The following is a 16,650-nucleotide window of genomic DNA, read 5'->3' on the forward strand; positions in this document are numbered from 1 at the left end:
ATTGCTAACCTATAAAGCGCGAATTGCTTCGCGCTTTATTGTTTTATGCGGTGCCACCTACTGTAAGTTGGTCTATTTTAAGGCTTGGTTGACCTACCCCTACAGGAACGCTTTGGCCATCTTTACCACAGACACCTACGCCTTTATCAAGGGCTAAATCGTTGCCTACCATAGAAATATGCTGCATAACCTCTGGGCCATTACCAATTAGCGTTGCGCCTTTAATTGGCTGGGTAATTTTACCGTTTTCAATTAAATACGCCTCTGATGCGCTAAATACAAACTTACCTGACGTAATATCTACTTGGCCGCCGCCAAAGTTTGGTGCAAATACCCCTTTTTTAACTGAGCTGATAATATCGGCTTGGCTATGCTCGCCCCCTAGCATGTAGGTGTTAGTCATACGTGGCATAGGTAAATGCGCATACGACTCACGACGTGCATTACCGGTTGGGTTTACGCCCATTAAACGCGCATTGAGCTTATCTTGCATGTAGCCTTTTAATATACCGTTTTCGATAAGTACGTTATAAGCTGCAGGTGTGCCTTCATCATCAACGTTAAGTGAACCACGGCGATCGGCCATGGTGCCATCATCAACTACAGTACACAGCTCAGACGCTACTTTTTGCCCCACTTTACCGCTAAATGCCGACGCGCCTTTACGGTTAAAGTCGCCTTCAAGACCATGCCCTACCGCTTCGTGTAGCAACACACCTGGCCAACCATTACCAAGTACAACTTCCATTGTGCCAGCCGGTGCATCAATTGCCTCTAGGTTTACTTTAGCCTGGCGTACGGCTTCTTCTGCAAAGCCCATCCAACGTGGCTTGCCTTCAACTAGCTCTTTAAAGTAACCATAATCTAAACGTGCACCGCCCCCTGCGCCACCACGTTCACGGCGACCGTTTTTTTCAAGCAAAACGGAGCAGTTTAAACGAATAAGCGGGCGTATATCAGTAGCAAACGTGCCATCGCTGGCAGCAATTAATACCTCTTCATATACCGCCGACATTGAACTAATTACTTGCTGCGCATCAGGGGCGAGTTCGCGAATGTAGTTTTCAAGCTCACGCAATAAACTGACTTTATCGCTGTCACTCATGCTTGATATTGGCTGATGCGGGGCAAATTGCTCTTTTGCTTTCACATCACTAAATACTTTAATGGTTTTATCTTCGCCTGCATCGGCAATGCTACGAGCCGCCGTTGCGGCTTTGTTTAACGCTTCAAGGTTAATGGCATCAGAGTAAGAAAAACCTGTTTTTTCACCACTAACGGCACGTACACCTACGCCACGCTCTACATTGTAAGAGCCTTCTTTTACTAAGCCATCTTCAAGCACCCATGACTCATGATGGCTTGATTGAAAGTATAAATCGGCGTAATCCACTTTGTGCTGATGAATATACCCGAGCGTTTTTTCGAGTTCTTCTCGATTTAGCTGGCTGTCGTGTAATAAATGCTGTTCAACCGAATTCATAATAAATGCTCTCTAAATCGTTGATGAGATTGCACGGGCATATCTCTTCTAATTTTATTTAATTGGTTTAGGTCGGCGTAACCGCTTATAAACCCTACCCCACTTTTAAGCGTTGCTATTTGCTCGCCCCACGGTGAAATAATAATACTGTGGCCGTATGTTTGGCGGCCATTTTGATGCGTTCCATACTGCGCCGCTGCAATAACGTAACATTGCGTTTCTATTGCACGTGCCCTTAATAAGGGTTGCCAATGTGCTTGCCCGGTAGGGACTGTAAATGCACTGGGCACTAAAATTATTTCTGCCCCTTGGCGTACAACTGCGCTAAATAATCCACTAAAGCGCAAATCATAACACACTGTTAAGCCAATTTTACCAAACGGTGTAGCAACCACTACCACATCGTCGCCTGCCTGGGTAAAGTCTGACTCTCGGTAGCTAGCGGTTTTATCGGCCACATCAACATCAAATAAATGCATTTTATTATACGTGGCTACGCATTCACCTTGGCTATTAAATAAGTGCGAAGCCGCAAAGTATTTATCATTTTTATGTGGCTCGGGGATAGTGCCCGCATTTAACCAAATATTATGCTTTTTACACAATGCACTAAGTTGCTGCTTGTAGTGTGTAATGCGTTTAGCAACCGCTAGCGTATCATAGCCACTTTTACTAAATACTAAAAACGCCTCGGGTAAACACACAAGCATTGGTCTCGTTGCGGGTAGTTTATTTAAGGCATCAGCGAGGGTTGCTAAGTTTTCATCAGGGTTAGTGCCTGAGCACATTTGCAAAGCAACAATATTGGCGTTTAGTGTACTCATTGTGTTGCTGTTACCGCGGCATCTTTAAGCTTGAGCGTACTGGCTGCTTGGGGCTGATTTTGTGCAGCTTGCGGTAAGGTCACTTCTTTACTTTTACGATCAAGCTCTTGCACTACTGGATCGTTCATTTTACCGGTTACTTTAAAGTTAATTTCAGATATCACCCTTGCTGAGTGAATCACTTTATCTAGCGCGAGTGCAGCAAGCCCCGTAACAGGATTAACCATCCAAGCCACAATAACTGGAATGCTGGATGTTACTTGCGGTGCCACTGCTAAATCGTAATCTATTTCAAGGGTGTTTAAATTAGCATAGCCGTTAATCGTTAAATCGGCAGGCACGCCATCCATTTTGGTATTTTTAGTGTAGGCTATGCCTTTATCTAGCTGCATAGAGCCTTGTAAGCTGTTATAAAAAAAGCCTTTTGAGAATACGTCTCTAAAATCGAGTTTTAATTTACGCACTAGCGAGTCAAGGCTAAGTAACGAAAATACGCGCGCGCCCCCATCGCTTATTTCAGCAATGTGACCTTCGCCTAAATCCCATTTAACTTCACCGCCTAAACTTGGTATATCAAAGTCATACGGGGCACCTTGCCAAGCAAGATTATAGTTAATATCGGCTTTAGAATCTTTTATGGCGGTGGTGATATCAAATTCATCAAATAGCGCGCCTATATCGTCACTTTTAAGCTCACCATTAAATTGCGTAAAGCCACCTTGCCATTGCCCTTTGGTACGTAAAATATGATCGCCCTTATCAACCACAAGCTCAGAAATAGTAAGCTTGTCGCCTTCCCCGACCAACGAAGCGCTCACTTTATCAAGCTGGTAATTGGCCACTTTACAATCTGCACATTCAAATTCAATAGCAGGGACTGTGTTAAGCCACGCTAGGTTTTGCTCTGGCAGTACATCGGTGATCTCAAGATTGTCTTCTGCTTTAGGTGCAAAGTTAAGTCTTAAGTAATCGCTATTTATACGTATCGGCTGGCTTGGTTGAGAGCTGGGAATAAACACGCCAGCACGCAGCTCTTTGGCATTAAGCTTTAAATATAAGTCGTTTTGCTGGGGTGCTAAGCGCATTTCAAAATCGTTAAAAATAATGTCGCTAGCATTAACTTTGTCAATATGCGCAACCACTTCATTTAATGGCGGCATAATACCCTTAGACTGCTGGCCAGGCTCCGTTTGAGCAGCTTTAATTATTTGGTCTATTAATTCAAACCATGCTTCGAGTTGCGTTTGTTCAAGATTGATATTAACGCTTAAATCTTTTTGATTTAGCCCTAAATCTTGCTCGCCAAGTACAATATGCATATTACTAAATTGCGGCTGACCGTTTTCTAAAATCGCATTAAAATAGAGCTGCTGATTAGCATTAGCCGTAATAAGATTTGAAATATCATCGCCTTGCACAACGCCCGTTAACGGCCAAACCTGCTCACTTGTTTTGCCATAAGGCGCAGGTAATGTGCTCGTCAAGCCGCGTAGCTCTGAGCTAACCTGAGCGCGATAATTAAAGCCTTGCTCGGTAAAGTTAAGGGAAAGGCCTATATCAACTTCACTTTGCCCACTCAGGTACCCTTTCAGCACGCCTTGCGCCTGGGTTGTTAGCGTATCTGCATTTAACAGCGCCGTTATATCAATATTAGCGGTGTACTGCTGAGCTTCGCTTGAACTATTATAGTTAATGCTAAGCGGCATACCCAACCATGAAGCACTGGCGTTTTGCATGCTAATTGTATCGTTTTCAAAACTAAGCTCGCCGTTTAGTTTTTCAAGCGCAATACCTGGGGCTGCAATATAAACAGGCAAATCCTTTAGTTTAACTTTACCGCTTACACTCGCTCCACCTTTAAATTTAGAGCCAATTAAAAGTGTTACGCTTGCATCAGCTTGACCTTTACCCTGTACCACCTCAAAAATATTAGCCAGAGGGTTTGCAATCGGCGTGGCGGCAAAAAAGTTATGCAGTTTTTCCATTTGCGCGCGTTTATCTATTTGTACAATAAGCTCATCAGCATGCATTAAATCGGCAATACTAACGTGCACGCTATCGCCTACTTCTAAATTAACTAACTGGCCTTGCTGGCTGTAAATATCCATTCGCTCGTTAGCAAAATGCAGTTGCACATTAGCATTACTCACCGCTGGCCACTCAGGGTCAAACGCGTAGGTTGCATCGTCTATTTGCGCAAGTACATCAAACTGGCCGCTGCCATCAGTAAAAGGAAAGCCAGATAACGGGCCTGCAAATAATACTTGCGCTTTAGCTACTTCGCCCCCTTTTATTGCGCCGTTTAAGTAGCTTACAAGTTGAGAGCTCATAGCCTTTAAAGGAAAGTAGTGACCGGCTACTGTTGCATCCTCTGCATAGGCTTCTGCATAAAGATCTAAACGCGGATCGTCGCTAAGGCTTAGATTAAGCTCCGCAGCTAAAGTAACTTCGTTATTATCAAACCAAATATTATTACTGCTTACAGACCAGTAATTATCTGTTTTTGCTAAATCCAGATCGATATTAATTTGGTTGTAATCAATGTTTTTACTGAAACTATCGCCGGTTATTAAAGTGCCGTTTTCGCCAAATAGCTGCACTCGCCCACGCTGCTGATTTATAAGCCCCGAGACTCTAAGTGCCTGCGCTGCGGGAATACCAGAGACTTCTTGCCAGCCAATTTTATTAGCTGAAAACCATAACTGCCATTGCTCATCAGGATTAAGTTCTAGGTAGGCTTGGTCGATGAAGCCACTTGGTTTGCGGTTTAAAAGTGGCTGTAATGCTTCAAAATTAGTTAACGACGCCAAGTTACTCAGTAAAGAAAGATCAACCTGCTGCAGCCACAACTTATTTTGCTTACCTAAGTTTGCCTCAAATTCTAGACTGGGCCAGGTTGTGTCGTTATTACTAAATGTCAGACCCGTGCTTTTTAAGTGCCAAGCATTTGCCTCAGGAAATAAATGAAATCCCCCTTCGCTTAAGCTCACTTGCTTGGCTTGCTGGTTATTTTGCCAGTGCACAAAACTCGGTAACCACTGCATTTTTACATCGCTGATAAACCCATTTTCGAGCTTAAGCCAAGACTTTAAGTTTATGTCGGTGTAAAGCTGTTGTTTTTCAGTATTAATATATTGCGCTAACCAGTTAGATACATCTACGCTATTTGCTTGTACGTAAATATCACCTGCAATCTGCTCTATAGTTTTGCCACTAAGCGCGATACGTGCGTCAAAGCTACCCACACTAATACCTGGCAAAGCCAGGCTGCCGCTGCCTAAGTGTTGTTCATCTTGGTTTTGCCATACTATGTTTTCGAGTAATAATTTACGCTCTCTACCATCTTCTAAAATAAAATTAATACTCGAATTTTCAATAGCGAAATGCCCTGTATCTCCTAAAAACAACTCTTCAATTAACTCTTTTTGCTCAAACGAGACGTCATCGTTGTTGGTGTTATTAAATAAATTTTGAATATTTACACTGGTATGAAAGCCATTAATAACAAAATAATTAGACTTTACCTGAAAGGCTTTAATGCTCTCCCATAAGTTAAGTTCTAGGCTTGTTTTGGCAATAGTAAGCGATATGGGCGCTGTTTCGTTATCCTTAAAGGACAGATCTTCTAATACCAAGGCTGGGCCTGCGCCATGCCAGCTGGCAGAGATTGCGCCTATAGAAAGACTAATGGCAAATTTATCGTGCAGGTAGGTTTCTATGTCGCCTTTGTAGTCGTTTGCATAAGGTAAGGTGTACTTTAAAATAGAAACAATTACGGCCAGTAATACTAAAATTATGGCGCAGGTTTGCCATAACTTTCTAAAACAAAAAAAACAGACCGCTTTTGTTTTCATTACATCATTACCACATCAAACTGCTCTTGGCTGTATAGGCTCTCTGTTTGGATATTGACCTGTTTACCAATGAATAGTTCAAGTTCGGCTAGGTTATGGTACTCATCGTTGAGTAAGGCTTCACTTACTGCAGGCGCTGCATACACCATAAATTTATCGGCATCATAGGCACGGTTAACACGCACTATTTCGCGCAGTATTTCATAGCATACGGTTTCAACTGTTTTTTGTGAGCCACGCCCAGAGCAAGCAGGACATACATCACACAGAATATGCTCAAGGCTTTCGCGAGTGCGCTTTCGGGTCATTTCTACTAGTCCTAATGCGCTTAAGCCATTTATGTTGGCTTTTGCACGGTCTTTTGATAACGCCGATTCTAGTGAATGTAATACTCTGCGTTTGTGATCTTCGCTGATCATATCGATAAAATCGATAATAATAATACCACCTAAGTTACGCAGTCGTAGCTGCCTAGCAATGGCTGATGTGGCCTCTACATTGGTGTTAAAAATAGTTTCTTCTAAATTACGATGCCCTACAAATGCGCCGGTATTTACATCAACTGTGGTCATCGCTTCGGTTTGGTCGATAATCAAATACCCCCCCGACTTGAGCGTAACCTTGCGGTGCAATGCTTTTTGAATTTCGGTTTCAACGTCAAATAAATCAAAAATAGGACGCTCACCAGGGTAGTACTCAAGTGCCTGCGAAAGCAAAGGTACAAATTCTTCAGTAAACAATTTTAGTTCTTGGTAGGTTAGCTTAGAGTCAACTCTTATGCGCTCCATATCCTCACCTACGTAGTCACGAAGAGTTCTAAATGCAAGCGTTAAGTCTTCATGTAATATACTGGCTTTATTAGTTTTTTGACGACGGGATACAATTTTTTGCCACAGTTTTTGTAAAAATTCAGCATCGTGTCTTAGCTCCGCTTCACTGGCCCCTTCAGCTGCAGTACGGACAATAAAGCTACCGTTGTCGTCGCCGTATTCTGCCACTATTTTTTTAAGCCGCGCACGTTCTTCTTCTGTTTCGATGCGTTGGCTTACACCTACATGCGTTGCATCTGGCATAAACACTAAATAGCGAGAAGGAATAGTGATATCGGTGGTAAGCCTGGCCCCTTTTGTACCTAGTGGATCTTTAACCACTTGCACCATAATGTATTGGCCTTGGCGTACTAGCTCACGTATGTCTTGAACCTTTTTAATTGGCTCGTCATCTACACCCTCAACGATAGAGGCGCTATTAACTATGTCTGATGCATGCAAAAAAGCAGCTTTTTCTAGGCCTATATCAACAAAAGCTGCTTGCATGCCTGGCAATACGCGGCTTATTTTTCCTAAGTATATGTTGCCAACAATTCCTAGGTTACCTATGCGCTCTAGTTGAATTTCTTGTAATACACCGTTTTCGATTAGGGCAACACGGCTTTCACTTGGCGTGACATTTATTAGTAATTCTGTACTCATGTTACCTTCTTAAGAATGCTTGTAATAATTGTTCGGTCTCGTATAAAGGTAAGCCTACAACAGCAAAATAGCTACCCGCAATGTGTGTAACAAAGCGACCACCTAAGCCTTGAATGCCATAACCGCCGGCTTTATCTTGTGGCTCACCAGATTCCCAATAGGCATTTATTTCTTCATCGCTGAGGGTTTTAAACGTTACATCGGTACTTACTACACAACTCAGTACATCTGTTTGTGTAGCAAAAGCAACCGCCGTTAGCACTTGATGTGTATTACCCGATAAACGTTTAAGCGTTGTAATAAAATCGTTTTTGTCGCGTGGTTTACCCAGCGATTCGTTATCAATAACAACTACAGTATCACTACCCAGCACTGGGCGGTCTGTGTAACCAAGCGCTACGCCTGTTTGCGCTTTTAAGCGGGCTAAGCGCTCAACCAATGCATGAGGCTGCTCATTTGCAAGTGGGGTTTCGTCTGCATCTACACTAAATTGTTCAAACTCAATGCCTAACTGACTCAATAACTCTTTACGTCGAGGGGAAGCCGATGCCAAATATACTGCGGTTGTCATTACCTGATCCTAAAATGTCTACGGTATTTACGAAGAAGTAAAAAGACCCAAAACCAACTAACCATACCGGTTGCCACTGGCCACAGGTATTGTGGGTTAAAGTAAACACCTAATAAAAAGTGATTTAGCCAAAATTGCATTAAGTGATACAAGGTTAAAAATAAACCCACTAATAAGCTTTGTTGCCAAAGCGAGAAGTTACGTATTTTTTGAAAGTTACTTGCAGTCACAAATATGCAAATAGAATACGTGAGTGAGTTTACTCCTAATGGCGAGCCTAAGGCTAAGTCCATTAATAAGCCAACAACCCACGCGGTACCAATATTTAATCTATGTGGCACTGCCAGCGACCAGTACATTAATACCAGTAACACCCAGTCGGGTCTGAAGGGTTCAAACGAAAAAGGCAATGGCATTAATGCCATAATTAAAGCAAAAAAGATGCTTAGGGCAATTAACAATGAATAACGATTAATCATCGCTGATTTGCTCCTGTTGATTGCGCCATAAAATAACCAACAATCGAATGCGGTCTAGCTGTGCAATTGGCTCGGCAAACACTTGGGCAAATGGGCGTCCTTCATCACGGTTTATCTCGGTGACAACCGCCACCGGATACCCTTCTGGAAACGTACCGCCAAGTCCTGAGGTCACAAGTACATCGCCAATGCGAACATCAAGGCTATGAGGTACATGCGAAAGCTTTACAACGTTAATTTTACCTATGCCTTCAACTACAGTGCGTACGTCGTTTCGTAATATACGTACCGGCGTGGCATGGGTTGTGTCGGTCATGAGTAATACGCGTGATGTGGTAGAGCCTACTTTTGTTAACTGGCCAACAACCCCCATTTCATCAATTACTGCTTGGCCTTCGCTTAGGCCGTCGGTGGTACCGCGGTTAATAACTACTTGATGACTATAAGGGTTTGAATGTACAGAAAGCACCTGGGCTATTTTTTTACGATTAGATTGCTTAGCCGATGAGCCAAGTAACGCGCGTAGCTTTTGGTTTTCGCGAGCTAAAAATTGGTATTGCTGCAATTGCTCGCTTTGTAGCATTTGCTTTTTTTTCAGTGCTTCGTTTTCGCTCAGTAGCTGGTCGCGAGTGTGTAGGCTTTTAGCGCCTAAGCTAAATATTTCGTAAGGTAGGTTGGCAACGTAAATTAATGGGCTGACAAGTGTATTAAGGCTTGTACGCACAACCGTGCCGCCTTGTGTAAACTTATCGCCCGCAATGAGCACTATGCTCAAAAGCACTGCGACAAAAAGTCGCAGTTGCAAAGAGATGGTTTGTCCAAACAGTAATTTCATTAATCGTAACTAAAAACGTCACCACCATGAACATCAATCATTTCAAGTGCTTTACCGCCGCCACGTGCTACACACGTAAGTGGGTCGTCGGCAACAACCACAGGAATGCCTGTTTCTTCCATTAATAAACGATCTAAATCTTTTAATAGCGCACCACCGCCCGTCAAAACCATACCGTGAGCTGAAATATCTGATGCAAGTTCAGGTGGAGACTGCTCCAGTGCAACCATTACGGCACTTACAATGCCCATTAGTGGCTCTTGGAGCGCTTCTAAAATTTCGTGCGAGTTAAGCGTAAACGAGCGAGGTACACCTTCGGCTAAGTTACGACCGCGTACTTCAATTTCAATTGGCTCGTCTGTTTTAAACGCAGAACCAATTTGGTGCTTGATATTTTCAGCCGTTGCTTCACCTATTAGGCTGCCAAAGTTACGGCGCACATAATTAATAATGGCTTCATCAAACTTATCGCCACCAATACGCACAGACGATGAGTAAACAACCCCATTTAATGAAATAATAGCCACTTCGGTAGTACCACCACCAATATCAACAACCATAGAGCCGGTTGCTTCTGATACGGGTAGTCCTGCACCGATTGCTGCGGCCATTGGCTCTTCAATTAGGTACACTTCACGCGCGCCAGCACCCATTGCTGATTCGCGGATTGCGCGCTTTTCTACTTGGGTAGCACCGCACGGTACACAAATAAGTACACGCGGGCTTGGGCGCATAAAGTTATTGTTGTGCACTTGTTTTATAAAATGCTGTAACATTTTTTCGGTTACATAAAAGTCGGCTATTACGCCATCTTTCATTGGGCGAATCGCTTTAATATTACCCGGTGTACGCCCTAGCATTTGTTTGGCTTCTGTACCCACAGAAGCGACACTTTTAGGTCCACCAGCGCGTTCTTGACGAATAGCGACTACTGAAGGTTCGTTAAGTACGATCCCTTCTTCTTTTACATAAATAAGGGTATTGGCTGTACCCAAGTCGATCGATAGATCGTTTGAAAAAATACCACGGAGTTTTTTAAACATGAGGCTGGATGACCTTTGAAATACGTTCTTATGTTAGCTGCACTCACTTTAACATGCCTAATTAGATGAGCAATATAAAGCGCAACTACCTTTGTTAATTTGTGAAAAAAGGAAGCTAGGCTTCCTTGGTTAAATGCTATCGTTCGCGGACTAAGCGAAAGCCAATGTAGTTAGATCTAAAATCTGGCGCTAAAATTAATCGTGTTGAAGCACGAGCAAGGCTAGGCGCAAAGTTCCACGCACCGCCTCTTACTGCCACATCAGATTCACCTGACTCTTTAGCAGTCCATTCCCACACATTGCCTACGGTGTCGTATAATCCAAATGCGTTAGGAGAAAAAGAACCTACCGGTGCTGCACGTTTGTTTGACCATTCGCTACCACACCAACCACAGTTAGCTAAGTTTTTACCTATTTCGTTACCCCAAGGGTATTCTGTTTCTGTCCCTGCGCGAGCAGCGTATTCCCATTCAACCTCATTAGGTAAACGGTATTGCTGTCCGGTTTCACCAGAAAGCCATTCTGCATACGCTTTCGCGTCATTAAATGTTAAACACACAGCAGGAAAATCACTACTTTGCTCAAAACCTGGGTTACGCCAGTTTAAATTAGCTTCCCATACGGGTTCGCCATTTAAATAATACGCACAGCCTTTGCTTTGCTCTGCTTGTGTTTTATAACCGGTGCTGGCAACAAACGCTTCATAGGCACCTACGGTTACCTCTTTGGTTTGCATAGCAAATGAACTGGCTATTACTTTTTCAATAACAGGGCGCTCATTTGCTAAACCATTGCCGTTAATATCGCCCATTTTAAATTTACCCGCGGGCACAACTACAACATCGTTTTGTACATTCGTAGCACGGTTAGTGCTTGCTGTACGTGTTACAGGTTTTGGTTGCTCGCGAGTGTAAGCCGGTGCAGCAATCGACTCAGACTTTTTTACTAAGTTAGCATGAATAGTCTGTGCTTTAGTTAGATCAACTCTTACTTTGTAAGGCTTATAACCTAGTTTACGTATTTCTATGTTGTGCACACCACGCGGCAAACGTGTAACTAAACGCGTAGAACCAAAACTCACCCCGTCAATAAACACTTCATCATCGTAAACATTTGAACGTAAAGTCAGCTCAACTTGCTGATTTTGTTCTTTATTTAAAATTGATGGATAGTTTTTTTTTGTAGGTGCAGCGTTAACTGAATAATCGCGCACAGGCTGTTTATTCAATCGCGATACAGACACAGTGTCGGTATTATCCGCGGTGTTGCTGAATGTTAACTGACTATCAGAGTAAGTTGCGCCATAACCTGGTTGATACGTTGTTGCCAGTGGTGAGCCATATTCAGAACAATAACGATTATCTACACTTAGTAAGTTACATAAGCGGCTGCTGTTTACTTCGCCACGCATTGTTACGCTTAAGTTAACGTTATAATTACCTTGTCCGCTAAATGCACTATTAACCACATGACTACTTAAAATTTGTACTTGCGCGCCTGCCATGTTGCGTTTTGGTTCAACAATGCGCTCTTCTGTTAAATTAGCAAATATTTGATCAACAAAACGCTTAGTCGCTTTTTGTAAACCCATTTGCTGGCCGCGTTGCTCACAGGCTGCGAGCGTTTCGGTACGCTTACAGTTAATTGTGTGGTTTACTTCAAGTGTCCCTTCACGGGTAAACTCATTACGTAAACGTTCAACTCGGGCTGTGGTTAATTGCTCTTTTAAGCTCTCTAGCGTATTTAAAAGTGTATGTTTTGCAACACGAATTTGCTCGATATCTTTACGGTGAGATGCAATTGCCGCCAACTGCATTGAGATGTCGTCTTTGTTTTGCTTATGATCAACCACGGCTTTTTGATAGCGCGATTGGGCGGCGCTAATATCAAGCGTAGGGTCATCAATCATGCGGCGATACATTTCGTTCATCGCATCAAGTGCTTGGTTTTTCTCTTTGTCTAGCTCTGTAGAGCGAGAGCGAAGTAGTTCAAGTTGGTTTTGTAACTGACTTTCTTCTTTTAAGTGTTTTTCGAGTATTTGTGTCGAGTTATCGTATTCTGTTTGTTTAATACTAATCTCTGATTCAATTCCGGTTACTGTTGCTGTGTCTTGTGCAAATGCACTACTAGCTAACAAACTAGCGGAAATTAACAGAGATAAAGGAGCAATTCGCATATATTCCAGTCCCAAAAAGCGGCAATTATTTGGTCGTTATTATTGTTTATTAGAGTGTACTCACTTTTGAAAGCTGAGCAATTTTCAACCATCAAAAATCAATACACCCAATGCCTTATGCTATGTACTTGAAGCACAAAACACAAGCTTTGTTCAATTATTATCTTAGTTTACAACTATTCTCTTGTTTCACGCCAGTAAATAACCCGATCATTTCCTCTAAAGCGGCCAAATTGCAAAATAGCATGGGGATTTTGCTGTGAGTTATCGCCAAGCCAATCCCACTTTAACCAGTTTTCGGTTTCGTATTCTAATGTAAATGTACCACTACCATTTGGTGTAGCATAAATTGCATTGTTTGTAGGGTAGCTGCCAGCCTCTAATGCACCTGCTCCTCCTGCGCTATATTCATAGCTTAATATTGGCGTTGATGGCGATATTTGCGATAACTGCGGGTGCTCAAATACGCTGCAGTTATCTTCGGTATTTAATACAAACTCGGTTCCATTAAAATACTGAGCCTGCATAGGTACGCGTAAGGGATCTAAATCTGAACCAACATTGTTTCCTAACACTAAACGTCCAAATCTAAAATCTATTGGTACATCATTTAAACGTACACTATTGCACTCGTTACCACTGCAGCTGGTTTGCGTGTTCGGTTCATCATTTGCATCGATTAATGTTGCGCCTTCTGTATTAGTGACAGTGGCCATTAAATTAACCATAGTAAATGGACCGTCGGGGTTATTTATGCCTAATCGCGTTAACATGGCTGTGCTGTCACTCATTTGCCACTGTCCATCAGTTAAGGTGTTCCAACTATTACTCGTTATATTGGCTAACCTGCTGGTTAACGTTGATGCGGGTACATAATTTCCGGTCTGATTGTTTTCGGCATTTATTTGTACTTGAGCTTTTTCAAAACCTTGCTTGTAATTCGCCATTAGCTGGTTGTTATGATTAAGTGCTTGCAGAGTAAAGCCAAGTTCAAATGGCTGTTCTAAATACGTTAGATTACTACCTAGTTGTGTACACTGCGCAGCAGCTTGAGCACCTAATACCTGATAGTGTGACGGCGCAAACCGGCCTACGTTGTTTAACTGCCCTTTTACATCGCCCACCCCAAAATAATCGCCATCTTGTAAACCCGCAAACACGTTTATAATACCTACTTGGTCATAAGCGTACTGCGATATGGATTCACTCAAGCTTCCCGTATCAGCAAACGCATTAGTATTTAGCGCTTCAATTTGCCCCTCATTACCAGAGCTCGGTAATACTAAGCTATGTGTTACTGTAGGGGACTCACTAATGAAGTGTTTGGCAATGGGGTTGCTATGAATAGCGCTGTAGTTATCTGGTATGCCATCGTTGTTATTGTCTTGCCCTGCTCGCCACTGTACTGCATTCATTTTTAAATCAAATGACTCACCTGTTAATCTAAATAAACTATCGCTTGCTGTTTGAGCATAGCCGTCACTTGCAACTTGCATTGCTAATCCAAAGGGCTTAACTACATATTCGTTAGAACTACCGGTTAATCTTTTTGATAGATTAGTTATTGGGTCTAATACAATTGTTGCCCGTGCATTTAAACTTAATTTAGCGGCATCAGGGTAGTTAATAGCAATAGGCGCTTTTGAGTCTTGATCGAAGGTGAGCGAAAAGGTTTGATATGCTTGCTGCACACTATACGTATTGGCATTATTACTCAGTTGTACTGGGTCTGAACATATAGCGCCGGCGCTGCAGGTATACGCTAAATCTAAATCAACTTGACCACCTGCAGGGAACGCGGCTTCGCATACGCCTGTGGTAGTATTTGTTTTAACCGCTTGAATAGATAACTCGGCGGCATTAAAACCTTGGCTAGAGGATTTACCAGATAATTGAGTGGGGATACTCGCTGTATTGGCTGTGTCGTTATTAAAAATAAACCCCGCATCAGAAAAAACCACTTTGCACCCGCCCAGTCCTACGTTATTGCCATTAATATAACAACGCAGCGGTGCTGATGGGTCGGCGGTATTATAACCAAGCGTTACGGTACCGGTGGTGCGCTTTGCGAGGGCCACTGTGGCAGAGCCTGTAAAGGTAATATTTTCACCGCTTACCCAGCTTTGTTGACCATTGTTATCGGGAGAAAGGTCAAGGGCAGAAGGTTCATCATAGAGTAAATCACATGCATCGTTTGCACAGGCGGTTAACGTCATTTCTTTTGCTTGGCAGGTTAAACCTTGGTTATCACTCATTGATATGCGGTAGTGATCAAGCAAAACCGGCGTAAAAATACCGCAAAATCCAGGAATACTCTCAGGGACCTCTAGCGCATCAAACGTAGAGCTGCCCTCGGTTATTACTTGTGTTGCAGCAGTTATTGAGCCTTGGTAAGTAACATTTTGGGCAATTCTTACCTCCCCCGTTGCGACGATATATGCAGCAATATTTGCATCGGCGGCAATGGCAACATCACCATCTACGTATATGGCTAAATACGCCCCTTCTTCAACCGCTATATTTGTTTTACCTATGTTTAAAAATGCGCTAGAAATTAGCGATGTCGTATCTTTTAAAAAGATACGGGTGGGCGCTGTTACCTTGTAATCATCTTCTAATAAGTTAAGTGTTAGTTCGTCATAAAAATAATCGCCAGCTAGCATTATAGGCACATCACCGGTAGAGCTTCCATCGTTTGTGACCGTGGGGACTTGCGCAGCTTGATTTGGCTCTAGGGAGTTATACCCAGTTGCCACACAGCCTTGGCCATTACATAGAGGTGGGTTAGTTAGCGCCGTTGATATTAAATTAGTGGTAGTAATAAATTGGGCATTGCTATCGGTTATTTCCACGCCTTGAACAAGCTGCACTTGTCCATCATTGTAGGTAGAAATAGCGCCAGGAAATAAAGTATCGCAATCTAAAATGTCACCATTAAATACAAACGTACTGGTCATGGCCAATATAGAGGCTTCTTCCTTTACGTGGTTACGCTCTCTATCGCCATCACGGTCCTCATCGACAACCAACCCTAACCTATCCGCTCTTAAATTACAGCTACGCAACCATCCACCATCGTCCTCAAGCCGGGAGTTCTTACTTGCCACTACCAGCGGCGCTTCGCTAAAGTTATTGTTAAAATTAAAGTAATTACATCCATCACTCCAGCCATCAACTTCGAACCCTGTAAAGAAAGTTTCCCACAACACTTCGACCCCGTTGTCATCAGTAAAGGTGCGATTGCTGCCAGGCTCTACGGCCATGTAGGCCACAGTTTCACTTTGAATAACACCTAATGCGGTTTCGGAGGCCTCTAACGCTATATTTACTCCACCTGTAGATAAAGAACCGCTTTGTACGGCAACCGTTAAAAAGGGCACAAGCGCTTGAGATGGCGGGTTACTATCTAAACTATTAAGTGTTTGTAACGAGTGAAAAAAGTTGGGTCTAACAGTAAATGGTTTATCAAAAGTCAGGGCTTTATAACCTTTCGGTGTGATGGGGGCAAATCCCGACTTAGCACCATATTGCAGCTCAAGGCGTAGGTCGGTGCTCCCTACTTCCATAATGGTACCATCAGGAAATTCATGCACTCCGTATTCTACCGCTAAATAATGCGCGCCCATGGTTATATGCTCGCCATCTTCTCCTGATGGCTCGAGGGGAAGTGCCTCAAACCCTGTGGTTGTTACATTGCGTATTCTCACTATAGCGGGGTTACCGCCTTGATTAGTTGACAACATAAATACCGCAGGCGGTGTTATATATTGCTGCTGAAAGTTTATTTTTGTCCAAATGGGTGAAGTGTAAGTGTCTTGTAACTCTATAAATCGCCCTTCAATTTTTGGCGGTACAGCCATAGCGTATCGGCTTAGTAGCAAACTTATTAAACATAAAATACAGAGGGTATATT

At 42.9% G+C, this 16,650-nt stretch carries 10 protein-coding genes; all 10 read right to left on the reverse strand.

The genetic code is table 11. The annotated features are described in order from the left end of the window. Positions 1-43: 43 nt before the first annotated feature. Positions 44-1,483: a metalloprotease TldD gene (gene tldD / locus AN393_RS07705; RefSeq protein ID WP_055014630.1), complete on the reverse strand. Its 1,440-nt coding sequence runs from the start codon at positions 1,481-1,483 to the stop codon at positions 44-46. Continuing rightward, positions 1,480-2,307: a carbon-nitrogen hydrolase family protein gene (locus tag AN393_RS07710; RefSeq protein WP_055017760.1), complete on the reverse strand. Its 828-nt coding sequence runs from the start codon at positions 2,305-2,307 to the stop codon at positions 1,480-1,482. The genes tldD and AN393_RS07710 overlap by 4 nt, the downstream gene beginning before the upstream one ends. Further along, positions 2,304-6,161, reverse strand: coding sequence for a YhdP family protein (locus AN393_RS07715; RefSeq protein WP_055017761.1), 3,858 nt, complete (start codon positions 6,159-6,161; stop codon positions 2,304-2,306). The genes AN393_RS07710 and AN393_RS07715 overlap by 4 nt, the downstream gene beginning before the upstream one ends. Continuing rightward, positions 6,161-7,633: a ribonuclease G gene (gene rng / locus AN393_RS07720; RefSeq protein WP_055014627.1), complete on the reverse strand. Its 1,473-nt coding sequence runs from the start codon at positions 7,631-7,633 to the stop codon at positions 6,161-6,163. The genes AN393_RS07715 and rng overlap by 1 nt, the downstream gene beginning before the upstream one ends. Before the next feature lies 1 nt (position 7,634). Beyond that, entirely contained in the window at positions 7,635-8,204 is a 570-nt protein-coding gene (locus AN393_RS07725; RefSeq protein WP_055014626.1) for a nucleoside triphosphate pyrophosphatase, read from the reverse strand. Then, on the reverse strand, positions 8,204-8,683 hold the full coding sequence (gene mreD, locus AN393_RS07730; RefSeq protein WP_004585757.1) for a rod shape-determining protein MreD: 480 nt from the start codon (positions 8,681-8,683) through the stop codon (positions 8,204-8,206). Before mreD ends, AN393_RS07725 begins: the two co-directional genes overlap by 1 nt. Next, the gene (gene mreC / locus AN393_RS07735) at positions 8,676-9,518 is read right to left on the reverse strand and encodes a rod shape-determining protein MreC (protein ID WP_024032490.1); all 843 of its coding nucleotides are present in this window, start codon (positions 9,516-9,518) and stop codon (positions 8,676-8,678) included. The genes mreD and mreC overlap by 8 nt, the downstream gene beginning before the upstream one ends. Then, complete coding sequence (locus AN393_RS07740; protein ID WP_002958401.1) at positions 9,518-10,561, reverse strand: rod shape-determining protein; 1,044 nt, start codon at positions 10,559-10,561, stop codon at positions 9,518-9,520. Before AN393_RS07740 ends, mreC begins: the two co-directional genes overlap by 1 nt. 136 nt (positions 10,562-10,697) lie before the next feature. Further along, positions 10,698-12,737, reverse strand: a complete 2,040-nt coding sequence (locus AN393_RS07745) for a formylglycine-generating enzyme family protein (protein WP_055017762.1) — start codon at positions 12,735-12,737, stop codon at positions 10,698-10,700. Between the two features lie 176 nt (positions 12,738-12,913). Beyond that, positions 12,914-16,597: an H-type lectin domain-containing protein gene (locus AN393_RS07750; protein ID WP_235576191.1), complete on the reverse strand. Its 3,684-nt coding sequence runs from the start codon at positions 16,595-16,597 to the stop codon at positions 12,914-12,916. Between the last annotated feature and the right edge of the window lie 53 nt (positions 16,598-16,650).

It is taken from the genome of Pseudoalteromonas sp. P1-25, from assembly GCF_001401805.1.
GTDB lineage: Bacteria > Pseudomonadota > Gammaproteobacteria > Enterobacterales > Alteromonadaceae > Pseudoalteromonas.

Excerpts from the sequence above, each read along its gene's own strand:
- tldD (WP_055014630.1), bottom strand. The coding sequence starts at position 1,483 with ATGAATTCGGTTGAACAGCATTTATTACACGACAGCCAGCTAAATCGA.
- AN393_RS07710 (WP_055017760.1), bottom strand. The coding sequence starts at position 2,307 with ATGAGTACACTAAACGCCAATATTGTTGCTTTGCAAATGTGCTCAGGC.
- AN393_RS07715 (WP_055017761.1), bottom strand. The coding sequence starts at position 6,161 with ATGAAAACAAAAGCGGTCTGTTTTTTTTGTTTTAGAAAGTTATGGCAA.
- rng (WP_055014627.1), bottom strand. The coding sequence starts at position 7,633 with ATGAGTACAGAATTACTAATAAATGTCACGCCAAGTGAAAGCCGTGTT.
- AN393_RS07725 (WP_055014626.1), bottom strand. The coding sequence starts at position 8,204 with ATGACAACCGCAGTATATTTGGCATCGGCTTCCCCTCGACGTAAAGAG.
- mreD (WP_004585757.1), bottom strand. The coding sequence starts at position 8,683 with ATGATTAATCGTTATTCATTGTTAATTGCCCTAAGCATCTTTTTTGCT.
- mreC (WP_024032490.1), bottom strand. The coding sequence starts at position 9,518 with ATGAAATTACTGTTTGGACAAACCATCTCTTTGCAACTGCGACTTTTT.
- AN393_RS07740 (WP_002958401.1), bottom strand. The coding sequence starts at position 10,561 with ATGTTTAAAAAACTCCGTGGTATTTTTTCAAACGATCTATCGATCGAC.
- AN393_RS07745 (WP_055017762.1), bottom strand. The coding sequence starts at position 12,737 with ATGCGAATTGCTCCTTTATCTCTGTTAATTTCCGCTAGTTTGTTAGCT.
- AN393_RS07750 (WP_235576191.1), bottom strand. The coding sequence starts at position 16,597 with ATGGCTGTACCGCCAAAAATTGAAGGGCGATTTATAGAGTTACAAGAC.